This is a genomic window from Chryseobacterium sp. NFX27, from assembly GCF_049887855.1.
Taxonomy (GTDB): Bacteria; Bacteroidota; Bacteroidia; order Flavobacteriales; family Weeksellaceae; genus Chryseobacterium.
Window position 1 is genome coordinate 81,878 of the sequence record NZ_JAGEKK010000015.1, and the last position, 14,842, is coordinate 96,719.

The window sequence follows — 14,842 nt, forward strand, 5'->3', positions numbered from 1 at the left end:
CAAAACAAAATGAAAACCAAATTAAATCATAAAATATCCATACTTGTCTTTATACTGGGCTTCAGCCTATATTTCGGACAAAAAGTAGAGTTTAATATCCCGAAGGACATCGAGACTTTACAAAACTCCGTTTTTTATTTCCAGAATGATTTCACCAAAGATGAAGTTAAAGCTGCCGCAGCTTCCGACAGCGATTTTTCAACAACTGTCGATCTTTATAACCTGAAATACGATGCAGATATCAAAAATCCTTATTTGAATCTGGCATTGAAAAGAGGTTCTAAACCCAAACAGTTTATTCAGCAGGCCGTCTGGAACGTCAATATGAAAAAGGTCTCTTCAAAGAGTACGAAAGTCACTGTTTTTCTTGAAAAAGTAGTGCCGGACAGCTGGTCTGAAAAAGAAGTCGATACAAAACTGACCAAATCCACCGGTAAACTTGAGCAAGAGATCAAAGAATTTCTTTTAAATTATAAACCTGCAGAGCCTGATAATGATGTGTCAGAAGCCGATAGTACGGCTGTTGCAACCTATACAACTGCTGTGATGACAACAACATATGATAGGGTTGCAGAAAATCCGAAGCAGAAAAAAACTTCAAAAAAACTTCAGAGCCTGTTCGGCAAGAAGCAGTTTGTTGCATTACCGGCTGCATCAGATACTTTTACAAAGCTCTTGCAGGTAAGCCCAAGTGAATTGGAATGCAAAGACTGTAAAGGCGGAACATATTCCAACTGGGATTTCGATGATTTTAATATGATCTACGCAAATATGAGCACCGGTCTGGAATATTATGCCATTCAATATTACGGGCAGGATATGGTTTCAGGATTGCCGCATGGCCTGGTATTCAACGACAGCTCACCATCCGAATGTAAACAGAAGTTTGCACGGTACAACGCACAGCTTTACCAGACCACAGTGGATACCGATGAAAACTCATCCAAAGCACTAACGGTTGTTACTTTTAAGATGAATTCCTCCTTTGTACGACTGGAATTCGGAAATGAATATTTAAGCAGATTAGTAATTTCAAATAAAGAATTTTAGCCATGGCAGAAAAACATATTGTAGTACAGGGTGCTATGTGCAAATGCCAGTTCGGACAGGTCCCGGACAAACTCAAAGTGCTCTCACACCAGAAAGAATACGCTAATGATAAAAATGCCTCCAAAAAGCTTATCGTAACCACGAAAGAAATAGGAGCAGCTACATTTGAAAAAAACACCTTCGGAAACTGTACAAAAATGGGAGTTCCGCCGCCGCCATGCAAAATTATGGTAACAGAGTGGCAGAATTTTTATGATAAAGTACAGCTCAATAACAACGGGTATATCATTTTAGAAGACAGCAAGGCCGTTTGTGCCATTGCCGGAACACCATGTATTGAGATCATAGATCATGGGCAACGGACAGAAGGCAGCCCGCAGAACTTTAAAAATGCTGATCCGGATGTACAGCAGCAGATCAATCCGTTGGTCAATCCCGAAGAAATGTATAAAGAACAGCCTGAATACGGTGGGCAGGATGGTGTAATCTAAACGACAAAGAAATGGCAAAAGGAGTAAAAAAAATAAAGGTTACAAAAGGCAATTATTATCCAAAAATGTCTGTGCCGGGTCAGAGAATTACGATTGTCCCGAATCAGGATGTCACTTTCCAGGTAGAAGAATGGCTGCCGGATACCACGGCTGAAGATAAAAAGAAACCTGTGATTTGGATGAGACAGACCAACGACCGCAAAATTATTATCTATCAGGTTCCATCTTCCACAGGGTATAAATTCAGTATTGATAAACAGTACTGCGGTAGTTATCAGTTCTACATTGAAGCCAGTTTTTCCGGTAAAAGAGATACCAAAAATAATGTGGGACTGTATGTGAAAGGCTGGTGCGAGCCAAAAATTGTTACCAGTAAATGGACTACCCAGAGAGGAAGTAAGACCAGCATCAAAAACCAGAATAAAGTCAATTATATTTCCTACGGGCATATTGTGTATCTTAATCTGACCACAGAAGGTCTCAACGGAAATACGCTGACCATTGAGCTTTGGAACCAGCAGTCTGCAAAAGATGACAAGCTGGTTCATGTATACAATAATGTACAGGTGATAGATGGTGAGGTCAATTTAAAAATAGAAAATACCTACTCATGGATGGCCCATGTGGACAATATCCAGAATGTAGAAGAGTTTTATGTCAAAGTAAAAGATTCCGCTTCCAAAAAGTACATCAAAGATAATCTGGGTGATGATCTTCATGCTATCTACCTGAATGTCAAAAACAAAGTGGTTACCACTAATGCCAATGTCAGCAAAAACCAGACCCCGACAAAAGTATATAAGCCGGATGTAAATTCCGCAAGACTCGAGCCATGTAAATTTGAAGTCATCAAAATAACGGAAACTGAAATAAAAGATGGCAAGGCCAACAATACAACAGCTACAGTCTTTAAAAACGGAGATGGTATCAAACTCATAAAATCTGCTGCTCTTCAGGAACATATTCAGAGAACAATCTATTATAAATTTGATTCCACAGTCATTGATAAGGATGGAGTTGCCATCCTGAATAATGTTCTCAAATTCCTTCTCGAGCACAAAGATTCCACCATGAATCTCAGTGGCTATGCTTGCGTTATAGGAAAAGAAAATTATAATAAAGGACTTTCCCAAAGAAGAGCTGATGTAGTGAAAAAATTCTTTGCAGACGGAGGATTGGATCCCAGAAGAATTATCTCGGTAGGAAAAGGAGAAGTAGATCCTACAGACGATAAAATGGGAAGAGATAATATCAAATACAAAAATGAGAAAGATTACGAAAACAACCGTAGAGTAGACATCTCTTTTGTATTCAATGCCCACGATGCCCAGACTATCCATTATGCAGTAGTAGCTCCTACTTCAGCCACGAAAAAAAAGCTTATCATTGATGTGACAGGTTTTGATACCAACAGCTGTTTCAGAGATGCCAAAAACAAACATAAAAAAGAAATTTATATCGTCGATGTAGGGCAGACAATAGATAAAGGAGATACAAAAAAAAGCTTTCAGACACCAACATTCCCTTATGAAGTCTATGCTCCGCTGAGCAGGTATAATTTTGGAGGAGGAGTTGGATTTGATGCCCAATCCATGACCGTTATGCAATATATCTGGCCTGCATCTTCCAGCCCGAATCAGTTTCATATGCACGTACATACCTGCAGATATTACAGCAATGAGAAAAGAACTACAGTATTAATAAAAGCATACCCGGATATAAAGTGGAGATTCGCCTTTTTTATCAACCTGAGCAACAGCTTAAGTATAAAATGGCAAAAAATGACTCCTGAAAAGCACAAAGAACTTCGAGGCAAAGCATTGAGCCTTGCCAATGAAGAAAAAGGAAAATATACAGATGTAGAATTCGGAGTTGAACTTAAAGCTTCTTATGATAAACAAGAAGATGGAAGCTATTACTGTAAACCGGAACTTACTCTGAAATATAAAGACAAGATCAGTAAACTCTTCTCTATTATTTCTTCCGTTAAAAAAATGTCGCAGGGAATCACATCGCAGACAAAAGGTGTTGTGTCCAAAGGAGTAGGAAGGAAATTGCCATTTGAAATAAAACTAAATGCGCCCGCACTATATTTTGGAGCAGAATGGGAAGCAGATGTTAATGAAGCACATTCTGACATAGGAACGAAGCTGATGCTATTTATCGAAGCAAAGCCTTTGATTGAACTTGCCATAGTTTTTGACCTTTTAGCTTTAATTGTTCAGGCAGGAGTTGCTGTAGCGACAGCCGGAACAGGAAATGCGCTTGCTCTCGAAATCTTCAATATGATCAGAGAATGGGCAAGCAAAGGTTACGAAACAGAACATGTGGTCATCAACTTTAAAATGTACATTGATCTTGAAGTGAAAGGAAAAATAGATGGTGTTATCGATGGCTCGTTCAGCACCGTTAAAGGTGATAAAGAAGTTAATTTTGATCTGAGCTCAAACATTACTGTTGAATTAAAGTCAGGACTCGAATTAAAAGGAATGTTTGTTGTTATCGGAACTACAAAAAAACCTGAGCTGGAAGGACATGTGGAAGGAAAGTTAAGTGCAGGAGCAACTATGGGAATTACTTCGGGGCATAAATTAAAATACGATTCTACGGCCGGGATTTATTACATTCCGAGCTTAAGCATAGACCCGTGTGTAGGAACTGTAGTAATCATGGTAAAAGCTGGATTCACCTATAAAAAGGTAAGCTCAGACTGGACTCCGGTAAACTACAACAGAACCCGCACATTTTTTGATGGATTTAATATTATGAAATATTTGGCAGAATTAGTAGGTTATGATAACAAAATATTACTTTGGGAAAAAAAGAAAAATTAAAAATATGTTTATACTTTTAATCATGTCTTTCTTTATATCATGCAGTAATGCAAAAGAAGACCTATCCAATGTTCTTTTCCCCGTAAAAAAAGAAAATATTTTAAACGGTATCGACTATACGGAGAAAAAATCTATATTAGATAAAAGCCTTACCGCCTATCAGGTGAAAGATATGAATGCTTTTATATTGTATGGACAGTCTTTCACAAACGAAATTAAAAGTAATTCTGCAACCTATGCAGGAAAAAATTACCTTGAACTTTTAGGAGATTCAAAAAATATAAACGGATATAAAATTCATCTGTATACCCCGAAAGAAAGTGAAGAGCTGGAAAAACTCCTTTTTGAAAAACTGGGGAAACCCGCTTTTGATAACGGAAACGAAACAGAAAGAAACATCATCTGGGAAACTTCCGGAAAGTTATATATTCTAAATAACGGAAATGCCGAAATACAAGGAGAAAGAACAAAAGAATCTGATCTATTATGTTTAAATACTAACTTTACCACACTGATCATTACTGCTACTCAGACTACAAAATATTCGGAGTATTTAAAATTCAGGATAAAAAATAATAAAAAGGTAGAAAATTACCCGTATAGTATATACAATAAAGAAGAAAACTAAATAAAAGTTGAATGAAAAAGATCGTTATATGCCAAATTGTTTTGAGCTTTGTTCTCATGAACTGTCAGGAAAAAGGAACAGGCAACTTGGTTCCCCAGACAGCCAATACCAGCGTTACCCATAAAACAGAAAATAGCACACAGGGAAAAATGGATTTTAAAGATCTGAAATTCGGAACCAACGGGGAAGATTTCCTCAAAGGAATTGGCTTAACGGCCAATGACAATGCTTCAGGTGATTTTAATACCTCAGTGAATTATGTTGAATTTCAATTTCCAAAAGATAAAAACCTGAACCTGTCGTTATTTAATAATACACTGCAGTCTGCTACGGATGATGTTTCTGTTTTTTATTCAAAGAATGATAAAAAAGTATGGTGCTACGAAATGGTATTACAGAACAATCCGAATACAGATGCCATTCTGAGTGCTATTGAAAAAAAAACAGGCCATAAGGCAGACTTTTCAGAGAAGAAGGTAAACACCAAAGAAAGACCGATCTTCCTGGATGAAAACGGAGAATTCAAAACAGATCACATAGAAGAAACAATACAGGTTTGGGAGGATAAAGAAGCCAAAACAACTTTCTTCACCATCCACACCGTTAATCTTTCTAAGAAACCTAATGAAAATACATTGAAGATCTTTGCTTTAGATAAAACCAGCCCGAAATATAAAGAATGGATTTCTTACCGAAGTCTCGATATGTTTTATAATAAATAATAACAATAATGGCTAAAGAACCTTATTATACCATTGATTTTACTGCTGTTTACTGCAAATTTGAAATTCTGGTGAATGACATTCCCGTTATTGCCCTGGAAACTGAAGGACAGATGTCTCCCAATGTTCCTGTTAATTTTGGAATAAGCAGTTCCGGTGAGCAAAAAATTGAAATTAAGCTTCTGCCAATCGCAGGAGAACTGTATATAGATTCAAGGACAGCCTTTCAATACACCGTTAAGTTATTTGACGTTTTTAATGATAAGTTTGTCCATGAAAAAGATTGCGGTAATTTTCAGTTTTCAGAAAAAGAAACTGCAAAGAAGCTGCCTTCATTACATCACAAATCATCCTTTCAGGCTGAAATTCCTTATGAAATGATGAAATGGGAGCAAAGCCGTGATCTGCTGTCAATTTCAAAAGATAATTCTTACCTTGCTGCCAAACTGGATTCGGCATACAAAAAAATAAGCAGTCTTATCAGCTCAAAACAATATGAGCCTTACTTTGAAATGATAAAGAATCGTGAAAAAAATATGGCTTTATCCATGTATTTAAGCGATGCAGATGCAAAAGCAAGACTGAACAGCTTATTAGAAGATTTTAATAATGGCTTTAAAATGATGCCGCTGCAGGAAGATAGAGTTTTAAAAATCTATGGTAACGGAAAACTGGCCACCTATAAAAAATTAAATGGGGAACCTGCATTTTTCCTTTATAATCAACAAACCGGTGAAGAGCTGATGCTGGAACTGATGTTTCATATCCCACAGGGAAAAGAAGAATTTGAAATCATTTAGAAAAAAGAAAGAAATGCCGGAATAATATTCAGAGATTTTACTGGGTGTTTAGAGCAAAATATATGGGAGTTAAAAAAGGAAGACCATACATTGTATATATCATTTTAGGAATAATAGCCACATGCTTTATTTATTTTATTTTGTGGCTCATCTTCAAAGATAAAATGCCACTGCATGAATATGCTTTTGAAATTGCCAATAATTATGATGCCTACGCAGCAAAGGCTGTCATTCTTATTCCTTTACTGATTTTTGTGCTCATTTTTTTTACCTTCATGAAACCCACGGCTGCCAAACGTTTTTTACGGCTGCAATCATCACTGCCCACCTCTAAGATCCATTCCGTGGCAAAAGGTCTGGCAGAGATTGAAGGAACTCTGATCATGAAAGAGCCGCTGACCTCTCCGGTGGGTCATGAAGTATGTATCGGATATTACTATACCATAGAAAATATCAGCAAAGATTCCGATGGCAGGCTTTCATACACAACCGTTCACAGAGAAACGCAATGCAATGCCTTCCAGGTTACAGATGATACCGGAACGATAGAAGTAGAGCCGGATAAAATTGAATTTGTTTTGTTAGGAGAAACCAATGTGAGCAGCACCAACAGCAAAAGATATACAGAAACCCTTTTAAAAAATGGGCAGAAAATACTGTTGGTAGGCTATGTCGATTCTAAAAACGGAGTACCTTTCATTAGAAAAGATGAACATTATAAAGTCCTCGGAATTACGTCAGCATCAGGAATCAATGTTTGGAACAAATATCAGCCATTGCTGAGGTCGTTTATATTTACCTGCTCCATCATCCTTTTAATAATTATTTATATTCTTACACAATAATGAATCAGACGGTCGCTATCATAGTACTTATTTTGCTGGGAGTAGTTCTCATCAGCTTTTTGATCAATCTTTATAATAAGCTGGTTATGCTCAGATTTAATGTTGATAAAGCCTATGGCAATATTGATGTAGTACTGAAGCAGCGCGCAGATGAAATTCCCAATCTGGTCACTGTTGCCAAACATTTTATGGAATATGAAGAAAAAATTCTTGCCCGCCTTACAGAACTCAGGACATTTTATAATAACAGTACTGATGCAGATAAAAGAACCGAGCTTGCTAATGAGACTTCAAAAGCACTTTCTTCATTCTTTGCTGTTTCAGAAAATTATCCTGAACTGAAATCCAATACCAATTTCCTTGAACTGCAGAAAAGGGTTTCCGAACTGGAGAATAAAATAGCAGACAGAAGAGAATTTTTTAATGACAGTGTGAATCTTTATAATATAGGGATTCATGAATTTCCCAATGTTATATTGGCGAAAATGTTAGGATATAAAGACAAAACTTTACTGGAGGTAACAAATGCTGAGAAACATTATGATGGGGTTCAGTTTTAATACCTTTTTCGGATTAGAAGACAAAATAGCTGATTACCCGGAGGTAACCATTTTCGGGGCTATGTTTCTGCCACTGCTTCTGTTTGTTCCAATTGCATTGATAGGATGGATCTTCAGAAAGCTTAAATTCAATATGTACATCATCCATGTATTGTTGTATACGCTTATGTTTACATTTGTACTGGGGTCTCTTGCCATGCTTATCCTTTTTTTTATTACCGATAAAAATGGAGTTAGACTAGCCTATTGCTGGCTTACGGTACTCGCAGGAATGTTCTTTTTCAGCCTGATTAATGCCAATACCATCACCAAGATGTTTACCGATTGGTCTAAAATAATTAAAGAAAAAGACAACGCCCGCAGATAAGTCATTTTATCTTTCTTAAACCAATACCATACATAAAAAAGCCGGCTCAAGAACATTGAGCCGGCTATATATTTTCATTGAAGCTGTTTACTTCACAATAAACTTCAAAGCAGACTGGTCAAGCTTTAAAATATAAACTCCCTGCTCAAGATTTTTGATCTTAATAGAGTTTCCGTTTTTAAAAGGACCGTCAATCGTCTCAAGTGTTTTTCCCTGAAGATTATAAATCTCTGCCTTTTTAATGTTTTTGGTATTACCTTTTACAAAGATCTCCTGTCCAGAAATCGGGTTAGGGTAAACCTGAAGCTCCTGAACCGTATTTTCCTCTGCCGATATGCTTAGAGCCTGTCTGGCAGTTCCTGAATAACATGTCCACTTAAGGTCGTCAATAGCCACTCTGTTGCTCGTTGAGCTGTTAACAAGGCTTACCGTAACATTTCCGGTGATATTGATATTATTGATTGTTGTAGTTGCAGCAGTAGCACTGTAAGGTACCGTTCCTACCGATGTACCGTTTACTTTTACATCAAAAGTTCCGCTGGTTCCCGAAAACTTAAGCTGCGTCGTTACCGTAAGTGATCCGATACCGTTCGCTGAACTTCCCGAAGTTAAAGAACCGTTTCTTACCGTAATAGCCTGGCTGTTGATGGTCTGGTCAGTTCTTGCGTCTGTAGCAGTCCAAGAAATACCGCTGCCCGTCCAGGTTCTTGTCAGATAAGAAGAACTGCTCGCAGTAGGAACTGTTGCGAATGTTTCATTGATACATCCTGTTCCAGGAGTAGGAGTTCCGGGATCTGTGGTCCCAGGACTGGAGCCCCAGATCTGGCCTACATAATTAGGATTGTCTATAAATGGATTTCTATTCCCCTGAAAAGTGTAAGAAGCATTATTTCTATTGATCTCCGCTTGTGAAACAGGGTCCTGGCTGTGCCATGCCAGAAGAACATTCAGTTCCCAGGTCTGTAATCCTGGAAATGTAGAACTGCCCAGCATATTACCCGAAGAAAAAGAAGAAAGCTTGCTCTGATAACGTGTCACAAAGTAAAAGATCATCCTTGCCACATCACCTTTAAACTCGTCAATCGGTTCAAAAACAGTTCCTGCATATCCTGAAGAGGAAGAACTGCCCAATTTTGAGCCGTTTTGAGAAGTAAATGTTGCCGTACCTACCTTTCCGAACGGATAATTACTTCTCATACCATTCACCTTTCCATCGGTAGCCCTGATGAAATGAACATCAGAAACCATTGGAGCGGACTGGTTGAACAAACTCTGAGGAACAATATGCTCTCTGTTGTAGCAGTTTCCTTCTACAGAATACGTACCGCACTGATTTGTACCCGGAGTATATTTGTAAGGATCGACTCCTGATGGTTTTTCCGAATAGATATCCATGATCGAGCCGTCGTTCTCATAATTTTTGTCAATGTCTGTCGTTTTGTAGGCAGTCCAGAGTCCGCTGTATCCTTTGTCCTGATGTCCGTTTGTAATGATAGAACTTAATGCCGTTTTCAATGCTGCACCGCTCAGTCCGTTCGCTGAGCTGTAGTATCCTGCAGGAGCCTGGGCATTGGCAAGCCCTGCTATTACAGTAAATAAGATAATTTTTTTCATACTAATAAAATTTCTGTAAGAATACTATATTTTTACGAATAAAAAATTACATTACTGTTAATTTTATCATGTAGAGCATGCAGTTTTTTGTAGAAAACAGGATTGTTTTCCAATCTACATTCTTTTGAATAAAAAAATCCGGCACAGTTTTATGTGCCGGATTGGTATATGATATGATAATTGATTTAAATAATCTTATTTTCTCTGAGGAGGGTAATTTTTCATGATCTCAGCCATGATCTCAGGAATCTGTCTCTGTTTAGATTTTGGAGAATCTACGGAAATACCGCTTCCGATACCCTGCCAAACCAGTTTGTTTGTTTTAGAATCGATGAGGTCAACAATCAGAGCACCTTCATTATAGTTGCTTGTCCATGTTCTGCTCATGCCAACACCCCAACCGAAAGGACCGCCCCAGCCCCACATTCCATAGGGTGAACTGTTGTTGATGTCCGTGATTTTTTTATGATTCGCTTTTACATTAACGATCAGATCAGGATTTTCTCCGGACTGCATTCCTTTGCTCTGAAGCTGTCTCGATAATTCATTTAAAACCCTGTCTTTATCAATGTCATTCAGTTTCAGATCGTCTATTCTGATTTTATATGTTTTATAAGCCGTAAAATTAGCCGTTTCAGCATAATCTGAACGTACCTGGAATGGACTGCACGATGTAAGGCCTAATGCAGCCGATGCTAACAAAATAAAAATATATTTTTTCATTTTATTTATTTTTTTTATCGTTTTTAATAAATGTATCAGTCTTTTTATCGTACCCGTAAGGACAGTGTCTGCATCCGCTTTTACAGCAATGTCCTCTTTTCAGATGAAATTTTTCTGTAAAAACTTTGTATCCCTGTTCATTATAGTAAAAGTCTTCACCTTCTTTGATGTCATATTGGGCCATAAGTTAAATCTCTAAGTCAAAAAACTTTATATTTGTTAGTATGATAATTATATGCCAAAAGCCATTAAAAAAATTAAAAATTAACGGCATTGCTCTCTTTCCCTTTATCTTCATTAGGAAACCCGAAGATAAGGAAAATAAAGTACTTATCAACCACGAGAAAATCCATTTAAGACAACAGCTGGAAATGTTTGTCGTTTTCTTTTATATTTTCTATGTCATCGAATATTATTACTGGTTTTTTAAGCTTAAAGATGGCTTTCTCGCCTATAAAAGAATTTCATTTGAAAGGGAAGCGTATACAAATGAAAAGGACCTGAGCTATCTGAAGAAAAGGAAATTCTGGGGTTTCAGAGAATATTTGTAATAATGTATAATGTATAATGTATAATGTATAATGTATAATGTATAATGTATAATGTATAATGTAAATGGTTATCTTAAATTCAATAGGGGTGGGCTTTAGCCCGCCTGTGAAAAAATAATCTACATTTCATCCGGCTTTAGCCAAAACCTAACATTGAAATCCAATTGTCACAAAATTATTGATACAATTTACAATGACCCAATCCAAATCTTTTACTAATTTTGCAGATAATAGTTAAACAACAAAAATGCTATTAAAAGCTCCGGCAGAACTCATTCCCATTCAGGAAATATCTATTCATAAGAATATAAAGCTCTTTATCAAAAGAGAAGACCTTATTCATCCCCAGATCTCAGGAAACAAATACTGGAAGCTTTTTTACAATATCAACAGCTACCTTGAAAAGAAGCCGGAAAATCCTTATATCATCACGTTCGGAGGAGCATTTTCCAATCATATTGCTGCCGTTTCGGCTGTAGGAAATCTATCTGGGATTCCTACACTGGGAATTATAAGAGGGGAGGAACTGCAAGACAAATGGCGCGACAACCCTACACTTCTTTTAGCAAAAAGAAACGGGATGAACCTGAAATTTGTAACCCGGGAAGAATACAGGCATAAAGAAAAATTAACGGAATTTCTGCATAAAGAATTTCCCGACGCCCTGATTGTTCCGGAAGGCGGCACCAACAAAGAGGCCGTAGAAGGCGTTAAAATGATGCTCAATGACCAAACAAAAGATTTTGATTATCTTTGCACCGCAGTAGGAACCGGAGGTACAGTTGCCGGAATGGCAAAGTTTTGTGAAGAAGATCAGAAAGTTATAGGATTTATGGTCGTTGACGATGCTTCACTGGGGAATAAAATTTTAGAATTAACCTCAAGACAGAATTTTAATCTAATAGATTCGTGTTTTGGAGGTTATGGTAAAATAAAAGATGAAAACATCCGTTTTATCAATGATTTTAAAGAGAGGTACGGTATTCCTTTGGAGCCGGTGTATACAGGAAAAATGATGCAGAAAGTTTTCGAACTGATTGATGAAGGATATTTCCCTGAGAACAGCAGAATCTTGTGCTTTCATACCGGCGGACTGCAGGGTATTGAGGGGGCCAACCTGCTTTTGGAAAAACAAAATAGAAATTTAATTATATAAGCAAAAATTGAAAAACATGAAAAGACTTTTCTCAATCATAAGCCTTTTAGTTTTATCAACATTCTCAGCCCAGACTTGGGCGACTGAAGACCAGTACATTCAAAAATTCGCTAAATATGCGGTAGAGGAAATGGAAAAATACAGAATTCCAGCTTCTATTACATTGGCCCAAGGACTTTTAGAGACCGGGGGAGGGCAGAGCAGACTGGCTCAGGAAGGTAAAAATCATTTCGGAATAAAATGTAAGGAAGACTGGACCGGAAAAACCATGAAACATACGGACGATGCTCCCAATGAATGTTTCCGTGTCTATGACGATCCGAGACAGTCCTACGAAGACCATTCTATATTTTTATCCACAAGAAAATATTATGCAAACCTTTTCAACCTGAGTATGAAAGATTACAAAGCGTGGGCACATGGACTTAAAAAAGCAGGATATGCAACCAATCCCCGCTACGCTTCGATCCTGATCGGGAAAATTGAAAAATACAGATTGTATGAGTACGACGATACCAACTCGAAGGAAGTACTGTACGCCGTTCTTAAAATGTATCCGGGTCTGAAAGATGACAGGACTTTCATGGCACAGCTTGAACCTTCAAAAATGATGGCAAAGAAAGCTAAGGACCCTGTTACAGTAGAAGTTCCTTACAAGCAGACCTCTTATGCCCAGCAGCAGAAAAGAGTGGAAAAGATCAAAACAAAAGCTGAAATTTTAAATTCAATTCTTATCAAAAGCCATCCGAACGAAGGCTTAAGGTATATTGTCATTCCTGAAGATACTACCGTTAAATTCATTGCAGATAAATTCAAAGTAAGCGAAAGCAGGCTGGCTAAATGGAATGAACTTAACAGCAATGTTTTGAAGAAAAATGACATTGTTTTCCTTGAATCTAAAAATTCTGCAGGAAATACGGCTGTTTATAAAGCCGAATCCGGAGAAGATATGCATGATATTGCCCAGAAATTCGGAATCAAATTAAATAAATTATATGCCAAAAACAGGATGGATGAAGGTCAGAAACCGTCTGCAGGCCAGCTGATTTATTTGATTGATAAAAAACCCAGAAACTAATTTTTTGTTGCCGGTTCTGTTGTCAGTTAATATCTGACTGTCGATTATAAACCTTCAACATTCAACTAAAATATGAAATACCAAAGAAGTTCGGCTTTATTTGATGAGGCCTACCAATACATTCCGGGAGGAGTAAATTCTCCGGTACGTGCATTCAAATCAGTAGGAGGTGTTCCTGTATTTATGAAATCAGCAAAAGGGGCCTACCTTACCGATGCTGACGACAATACATATATTGACTACATCAATTCATGGGGCCCTGCCATTTTAGGACATACCCATCCTGAGGTGCTTGAAGAACTGAAAAAACAGGCTGAGAAAGGCTTTTCTTTCGGAGCACCTACAGAACTGGAAACAGAAATTGCCAAATTCATCGTAGAAAACGTTCCCAATATAGACCAGATCAGAATGGTATCTTCGGGTACAGAAGCCTGTATGAGCGCCGTAAGACTGGCAAGAGGTTTTACAAAAAGAGATAAAATCGTTAAATTTGAAGGGTGTTATCATGGCCATTCAGATTCATTTCTGATCAAAGCAGGAAGTGGGGCGGCTACTTTTGGAAATCCTAATTCACCGGGAGTAACAGAAGGAACGGCTAAAGATACTTTGCTGGCCCGTTACAACGATTTTGAACAGGTAGAAGATCTGTTCCGCCATAATCAGGGACAAATTGCTGCAGTTATCATTGAGCCGGTTGCCGGAAATATGGGCTGTGTACTTCCTGAAAATAATTTTCTTCAGAACTTAAGAAAGATCTGTGATGAAAACGGAGCTTTATTGATTTTTGATGAGGTGATGACCGGTTTCAGACTGGCTTTCGGAGGAGCACAGGAACTGTATAATGTGAAAGCTGACCTGGTTACTTACGGAAAAGTGATCGGTGGAGGGCTTCCGGTAGGAGCTTTTGCCGGAAGAAACGAAATTATGGATCACCTGGCCCCAAAAGGAGCTGTTTATCAGGCAGGAACCTTAAGCGGAAACCCATTGGCGATGAGAGCCGGACTGAAAACTTTACAGCTTATCAAAAATGATCCGGAATTCTTTAACAGAATCAATACAACTGCAGAAACATTAGATTTCGGGATCGGGAAAATTTTAAATGAAAAAGGAATTGCCCACAAGATCAACAGAAAAGGATCCATGATGTCTGTATTTTTCCATACGAACAGGGTTTCCAATTTTGATGAAGCAGCGGATTCCAACCATTCTTTATTCAATAACTTCTTTCACCAGATGCTGAAGAATGGAATATATCTTCCACCAAGTGGTTATGAAACGTATTTCATCAGTGATGCCATCAAAGACACGGAAATTGACATGACGCTTGAAGCGGTAAGAAAATTTGAATATTATTCTTAAAAGTTAAAAATAAATTATAACAAGACTGGGTTTTAGAATCCAGTCTTTTTTTTATCTCTCGCAG

Annotated in this window: 16 protein-coding genes; 13 read left to right on the top strand and 3 right to left on the bottom strand. The window is 37.7% G+C overall.

The window, feature by feature from the left end; translation table 11 throughout:
* Positions 1-9: 9 nt before the first annotated feature.
* The 9 genes from J4Q03_RS16015 (at position 10) to J4Q03_RS16055 (ending at position 8,297) form a co-directional block, all read left to right on the top strand.
* Positions 10-1,050 (top strand): hypothetical protein, encoded by a 1,041-nt coding sequence (locus J4Q03_RS16015; RefSeq protein ID WP_426049138.1) that lies wholly within the window; start codon positions 10-12, stop codon positions 1,048-1,050.
* Between the two features lie 2 nt (positions 1,051-1,052).
* Positions 1,053-1,541, top strand: a complete 489-nt coding sequence (locus tag J4Q03_RS16020; RefSeq protein ID WP_426049139.1) for a DUF4280 domain-containing protein — start codon at positions 1,053-1,055, stop codon at positions 1,539-1,541.
* A gap of 11 nt (positions 1,542-1,552) precedes the next feature.
* Entirely contained in the window at positions 1,553-4,375 is a 2,823-nt protein-coding gene (locus J4Q03_RS16025) for an OmpA family protein (protein WP_426049140.1), read from the top strand.
* Positions 4,376-4,379: 4 nt separating this feature from the next.
* Complete coding sequence (locus J4Q03_RS16030) at positions 4,380-5,003, top strand: hypothetical protein (RefSeq protein WP_426049141.1); 624 nt, start codon at positions 4,380-4,382, stop codon at positions 5,001-5,003.
* Positions 5,004-5,014: 11 nt separating this feature from the next.
* Positions 5,015-5,725 carry a hypothetical protein gene (locus tag J4Q03_RS16035; protein WP_426049142.1) on the top strand — a complete coding sequence of 237 codons (711 nt, stop codon included), beginning with the start codon at positions 5,015-5,017 and terminating at the stop codon, positions 5,723-5,725.
* Positions 5,726-5,733: 8 nt separating this feature from the next.
* Positions 5,734-6,525 (top strand): hypothetical protein, encoded by a 792-nt coding sequence (locus J4Q03_RS16040; RefSeq protein ID WP_426049143.1) that lies wholly within the window; start codon positions 5,734-5,736, stop codon positions 6,523-6,525.
* Between the two features lie 62 nt (positions 6,526-6,587).
* Complete coding sequence (locus J4Q03_RS16045; RefSeq protein WP_426049144.1) at positions 6,588-7,370, top strand: hypothetical protein; 783 nt, start codon at positions 6,588-6,590, stop codon at positions 7,368-7,370.
* Positions 7,370-7,930 carry a LemA family protein gene (locus tag J4Q03_RS16050; RefSeq protein WP_426049145.1) on the top strand — a complete coding sequence of 187 codons (561 nt, stop codon included), beginning with the start codon at positions 7,370-7,372 and terminating at the stop codon, positions 7,928-7,930. Before J4Q03_RS16045 ends, J4Q03_RS16050 begins: the two co-directional genes overlap by 1 nt.
* Positions 7,896-8,297 carry a hypothetical protein gene (locus tag J4Q03_RS16055; RefSeq protein ID WP_426049146.1) on the top strand — a complete coding sequence of 134 codons (402 nt, stop codon included), beginning with the start codon at positions 7,896-7,898 and terminating at the stop codon, positions 8,295-8,297. The genes J4Q03_RS16050 and J4Q03_RS16055 overlap by 35 nt, the downstream gene beginning before the upstream one ends.
* A gap of 87 nt (positions 8,298-8,384) precedes the next feature.
* Here the strand turns inward: J4Q03_RS16055 and J4Q03_RS16060 are convergent, their stop codons facing one another.
* The 3 genes from J4Q03_RS16060 to J4Q03_RS16070 form a co-directional block, all read right to left on the bottom strand.
* Positions 8,385-9,911, bottom strand: a complete 1,527-nt coding sequence (locus J4Q03_RS16060; RefSeq protein WP_426049147.1) for an endonuclease — start codon at positions 9,909-9,911, stop codon at positions 8,385-8,387.
* A gap of 195 nt (positions 9,912-10,106) precedes the next feature.
* Positions 10,107-10,634, bottom strand: a complete 528-nt coding sequence (locus J4Q03_RS16065) for a DUF4136 domain-containing protein (protein WP_426049148.1) — start codon at positions 10,632-10,634, stop codon at positions 10,107-10,109.
* Position 10,635: 1 nt separating this feature from the next.
* Positions 10,636-10,818: a DUF5522 domain-containing protein gene (locus J4Q03_RS16070; protein ID WP_076510366.1), complete on the bottom strand. Its 183-nt coding sequence runs from the start codon at positions 10,816-10,818 to the stop codon at positions 10,636-10,638.
* A gap of 40 nt (positions 10,819-10,858) precedes the next feature.
* Here J4Q03_RS16070 and J4Q03_RS16075 point away from each other — a divergent pair, with 40 nt between their 5' ends.
* The 4 genes from J4Q03_RS16075 (at position 10,859) to hemL (ending at position 14,778) form a co-directional block, all read left to right on the top strand.
* The gene (locus J4Q03_RS16075) at positions 10,859-11,185 is read left to right on the top strand and encodes a hypothetical protein (protein WP_426049149.1); all 327 of its coding nucleotides are present in this window, start codon (positions 10,859-10,861) and stop codon (positions 11,183-11,185) included.
* A gap of 247 nt (positions 11,186-11,432) precedes the next feature.
* Positions 11,433-12,341 carry a 1-aminocyclopropane-1-carboxylate deaminase/D-cysteine desulfhydrase gene (locus J4Q03_RS16080; protein WP_426049150.1) on the top strand — a complete coding sequence of 303 codons (909 nt, stop codon included), beginning with the start codon at positions 11,433-11,435 and terminating at the stop codon, positions 12,339-12,341.
* A gap of 16 nt (positions 12,342-12,357) precedes the next feature.
* Complete coding sequence (locus J4Q03_RS16085) at positions 12,358-13,419, top strand: glucosaminidase domain-containing protein (RefSeq protein WP_426049151.1); 1,062 nt, start codon at positions 12,358-12,360, stop codon at positions 13,417-13,419.
* Positions 13,420-13,491: 72 nt separating this feature from the next.
* Positions 13,492-14,778: a glutamate-1-semialdehyde 2,1-aminomutase gene (gene hemL / locus J4Q03_RS16090; RefSeq protein ID WP_426049152.1), complete on the top strand. Its 1,287-nt coding sequence runs from the start codon at positions 13,492-13,494 to the stop codon at positions 14,776-14,778.
* Positions 14,779-14,842: the final 64 nt, after the last annotated feature.

Bases quoted from the DNA above. Each gene is read 5' to 3' on its own strand.
- J4Q03_RS16035 (WP_426049142.1), top strand. From the start codon at position 5,015: ATGAAAAAGATCGTTATATGCCAAATTGTTTTGAGCTTTGTTCTCATG.
- J4Q03_RS16075 (WP_426049149.1), top strand. From the start codon at position 10,859: ATGATAATTATATGCCAAAAGCCATTAAAAAAATTAAAAATTAACGGC.
- J4Q03_RS16025 (WP_426049140.1), top strand. From the start codon at position 1,553: ATGGCAAAAGGAGTAAAAAAAATAAAGGTTACAAAAGGCAATTATTAT.
- J4Q03_RS16065 (WP_426049148.1), bottom strand. From the start codon at position 10,634: ATGAAAAAATATATTTTTATTTTGTTAGCATCGGCTGCATTAGGCCTT.
- J4Q03_RS16055 (WP_426049146.1), top strand. From the start codon at position 7,896: ATGCTGAGAAACATTATGATGGGGTTCAGTTTTAATACCTTTTTCGGA.
- J4Q03_RS16080 (WP_426049150.1), top strand. From the start codon at position 11,433: ATGCTATTAAAAGCTCCGGCAGAACTCATTCCCATTCAGGAAATATCT.
- J4Q03_RS16050 (WP_426049145.1), top strand. From the start codon at position 7,370: ATGAATCAGACGGTCGCTATCATAGTACTTATTTTGCTGGGAGTAGTT.
- hemL (WP_426049152.1), top strand. From the start codon at position 13,492: ATGAAATACCAAAGAAGTTCGGCTTTATTTGATGAGGCCTACCAATAC.
- J4Q03_RS16060 (WP_426049147.1), bottom strand. From the start codon at position 9,911: ATGAAAAAAATTATCTTATTTACTGTAATAGCAGGGCTTGCCAATGCC.
- J4Q03_RS16070 (WP_076510366.1), bottom strand. From the start codon at position 10,818: ATGGCCCAATATGACATCAAAGAAGGTGAAGACTTTTACTATAATGAA.
- J4Q03_RS16030 (WP_426049141.1), top strand. From the start codon at position 4,380: ATGTTTATACTTTTAATCATGTCTTTCTTTATATCATGCAGTAATGCA.
- J4Q03_RS16045 (WP_426049144.1), top strand. From the start codon at position 6,588: ATGGGAGTTAAAAAAGGAAGACCATACATTGTATATATCATTTTAGGA.
- J4Q03_RS16085 (WP_426049151.1), top strand. From the start codon at position 12,358: ATGAAAAGACTTTTCTCAATCATAAGCCTTTTAGTTTTATCAACATTC.
- J4Q03_RS16015 (WP_426049138.1), top strand. From the start codon at position 10: ATGAAAACCAAATTAAATCATAAAATATCCATACTTGTCTTTATACTG.
- J4Q03_RS16020 (WP_426049139.1), top strand. From the start codon at position 1,053: ATGGCAGAAAAACATATTGTAGTACAGGGTGCTATGTGCAAATGCCAG.
- J4Q03_RS16040 (WP_426049143.1), top strand. From the start codon at position 5,734: ATGGCTAAAGAACCTTATTATACCATTGATTTTACTGCTGTTTACTGC.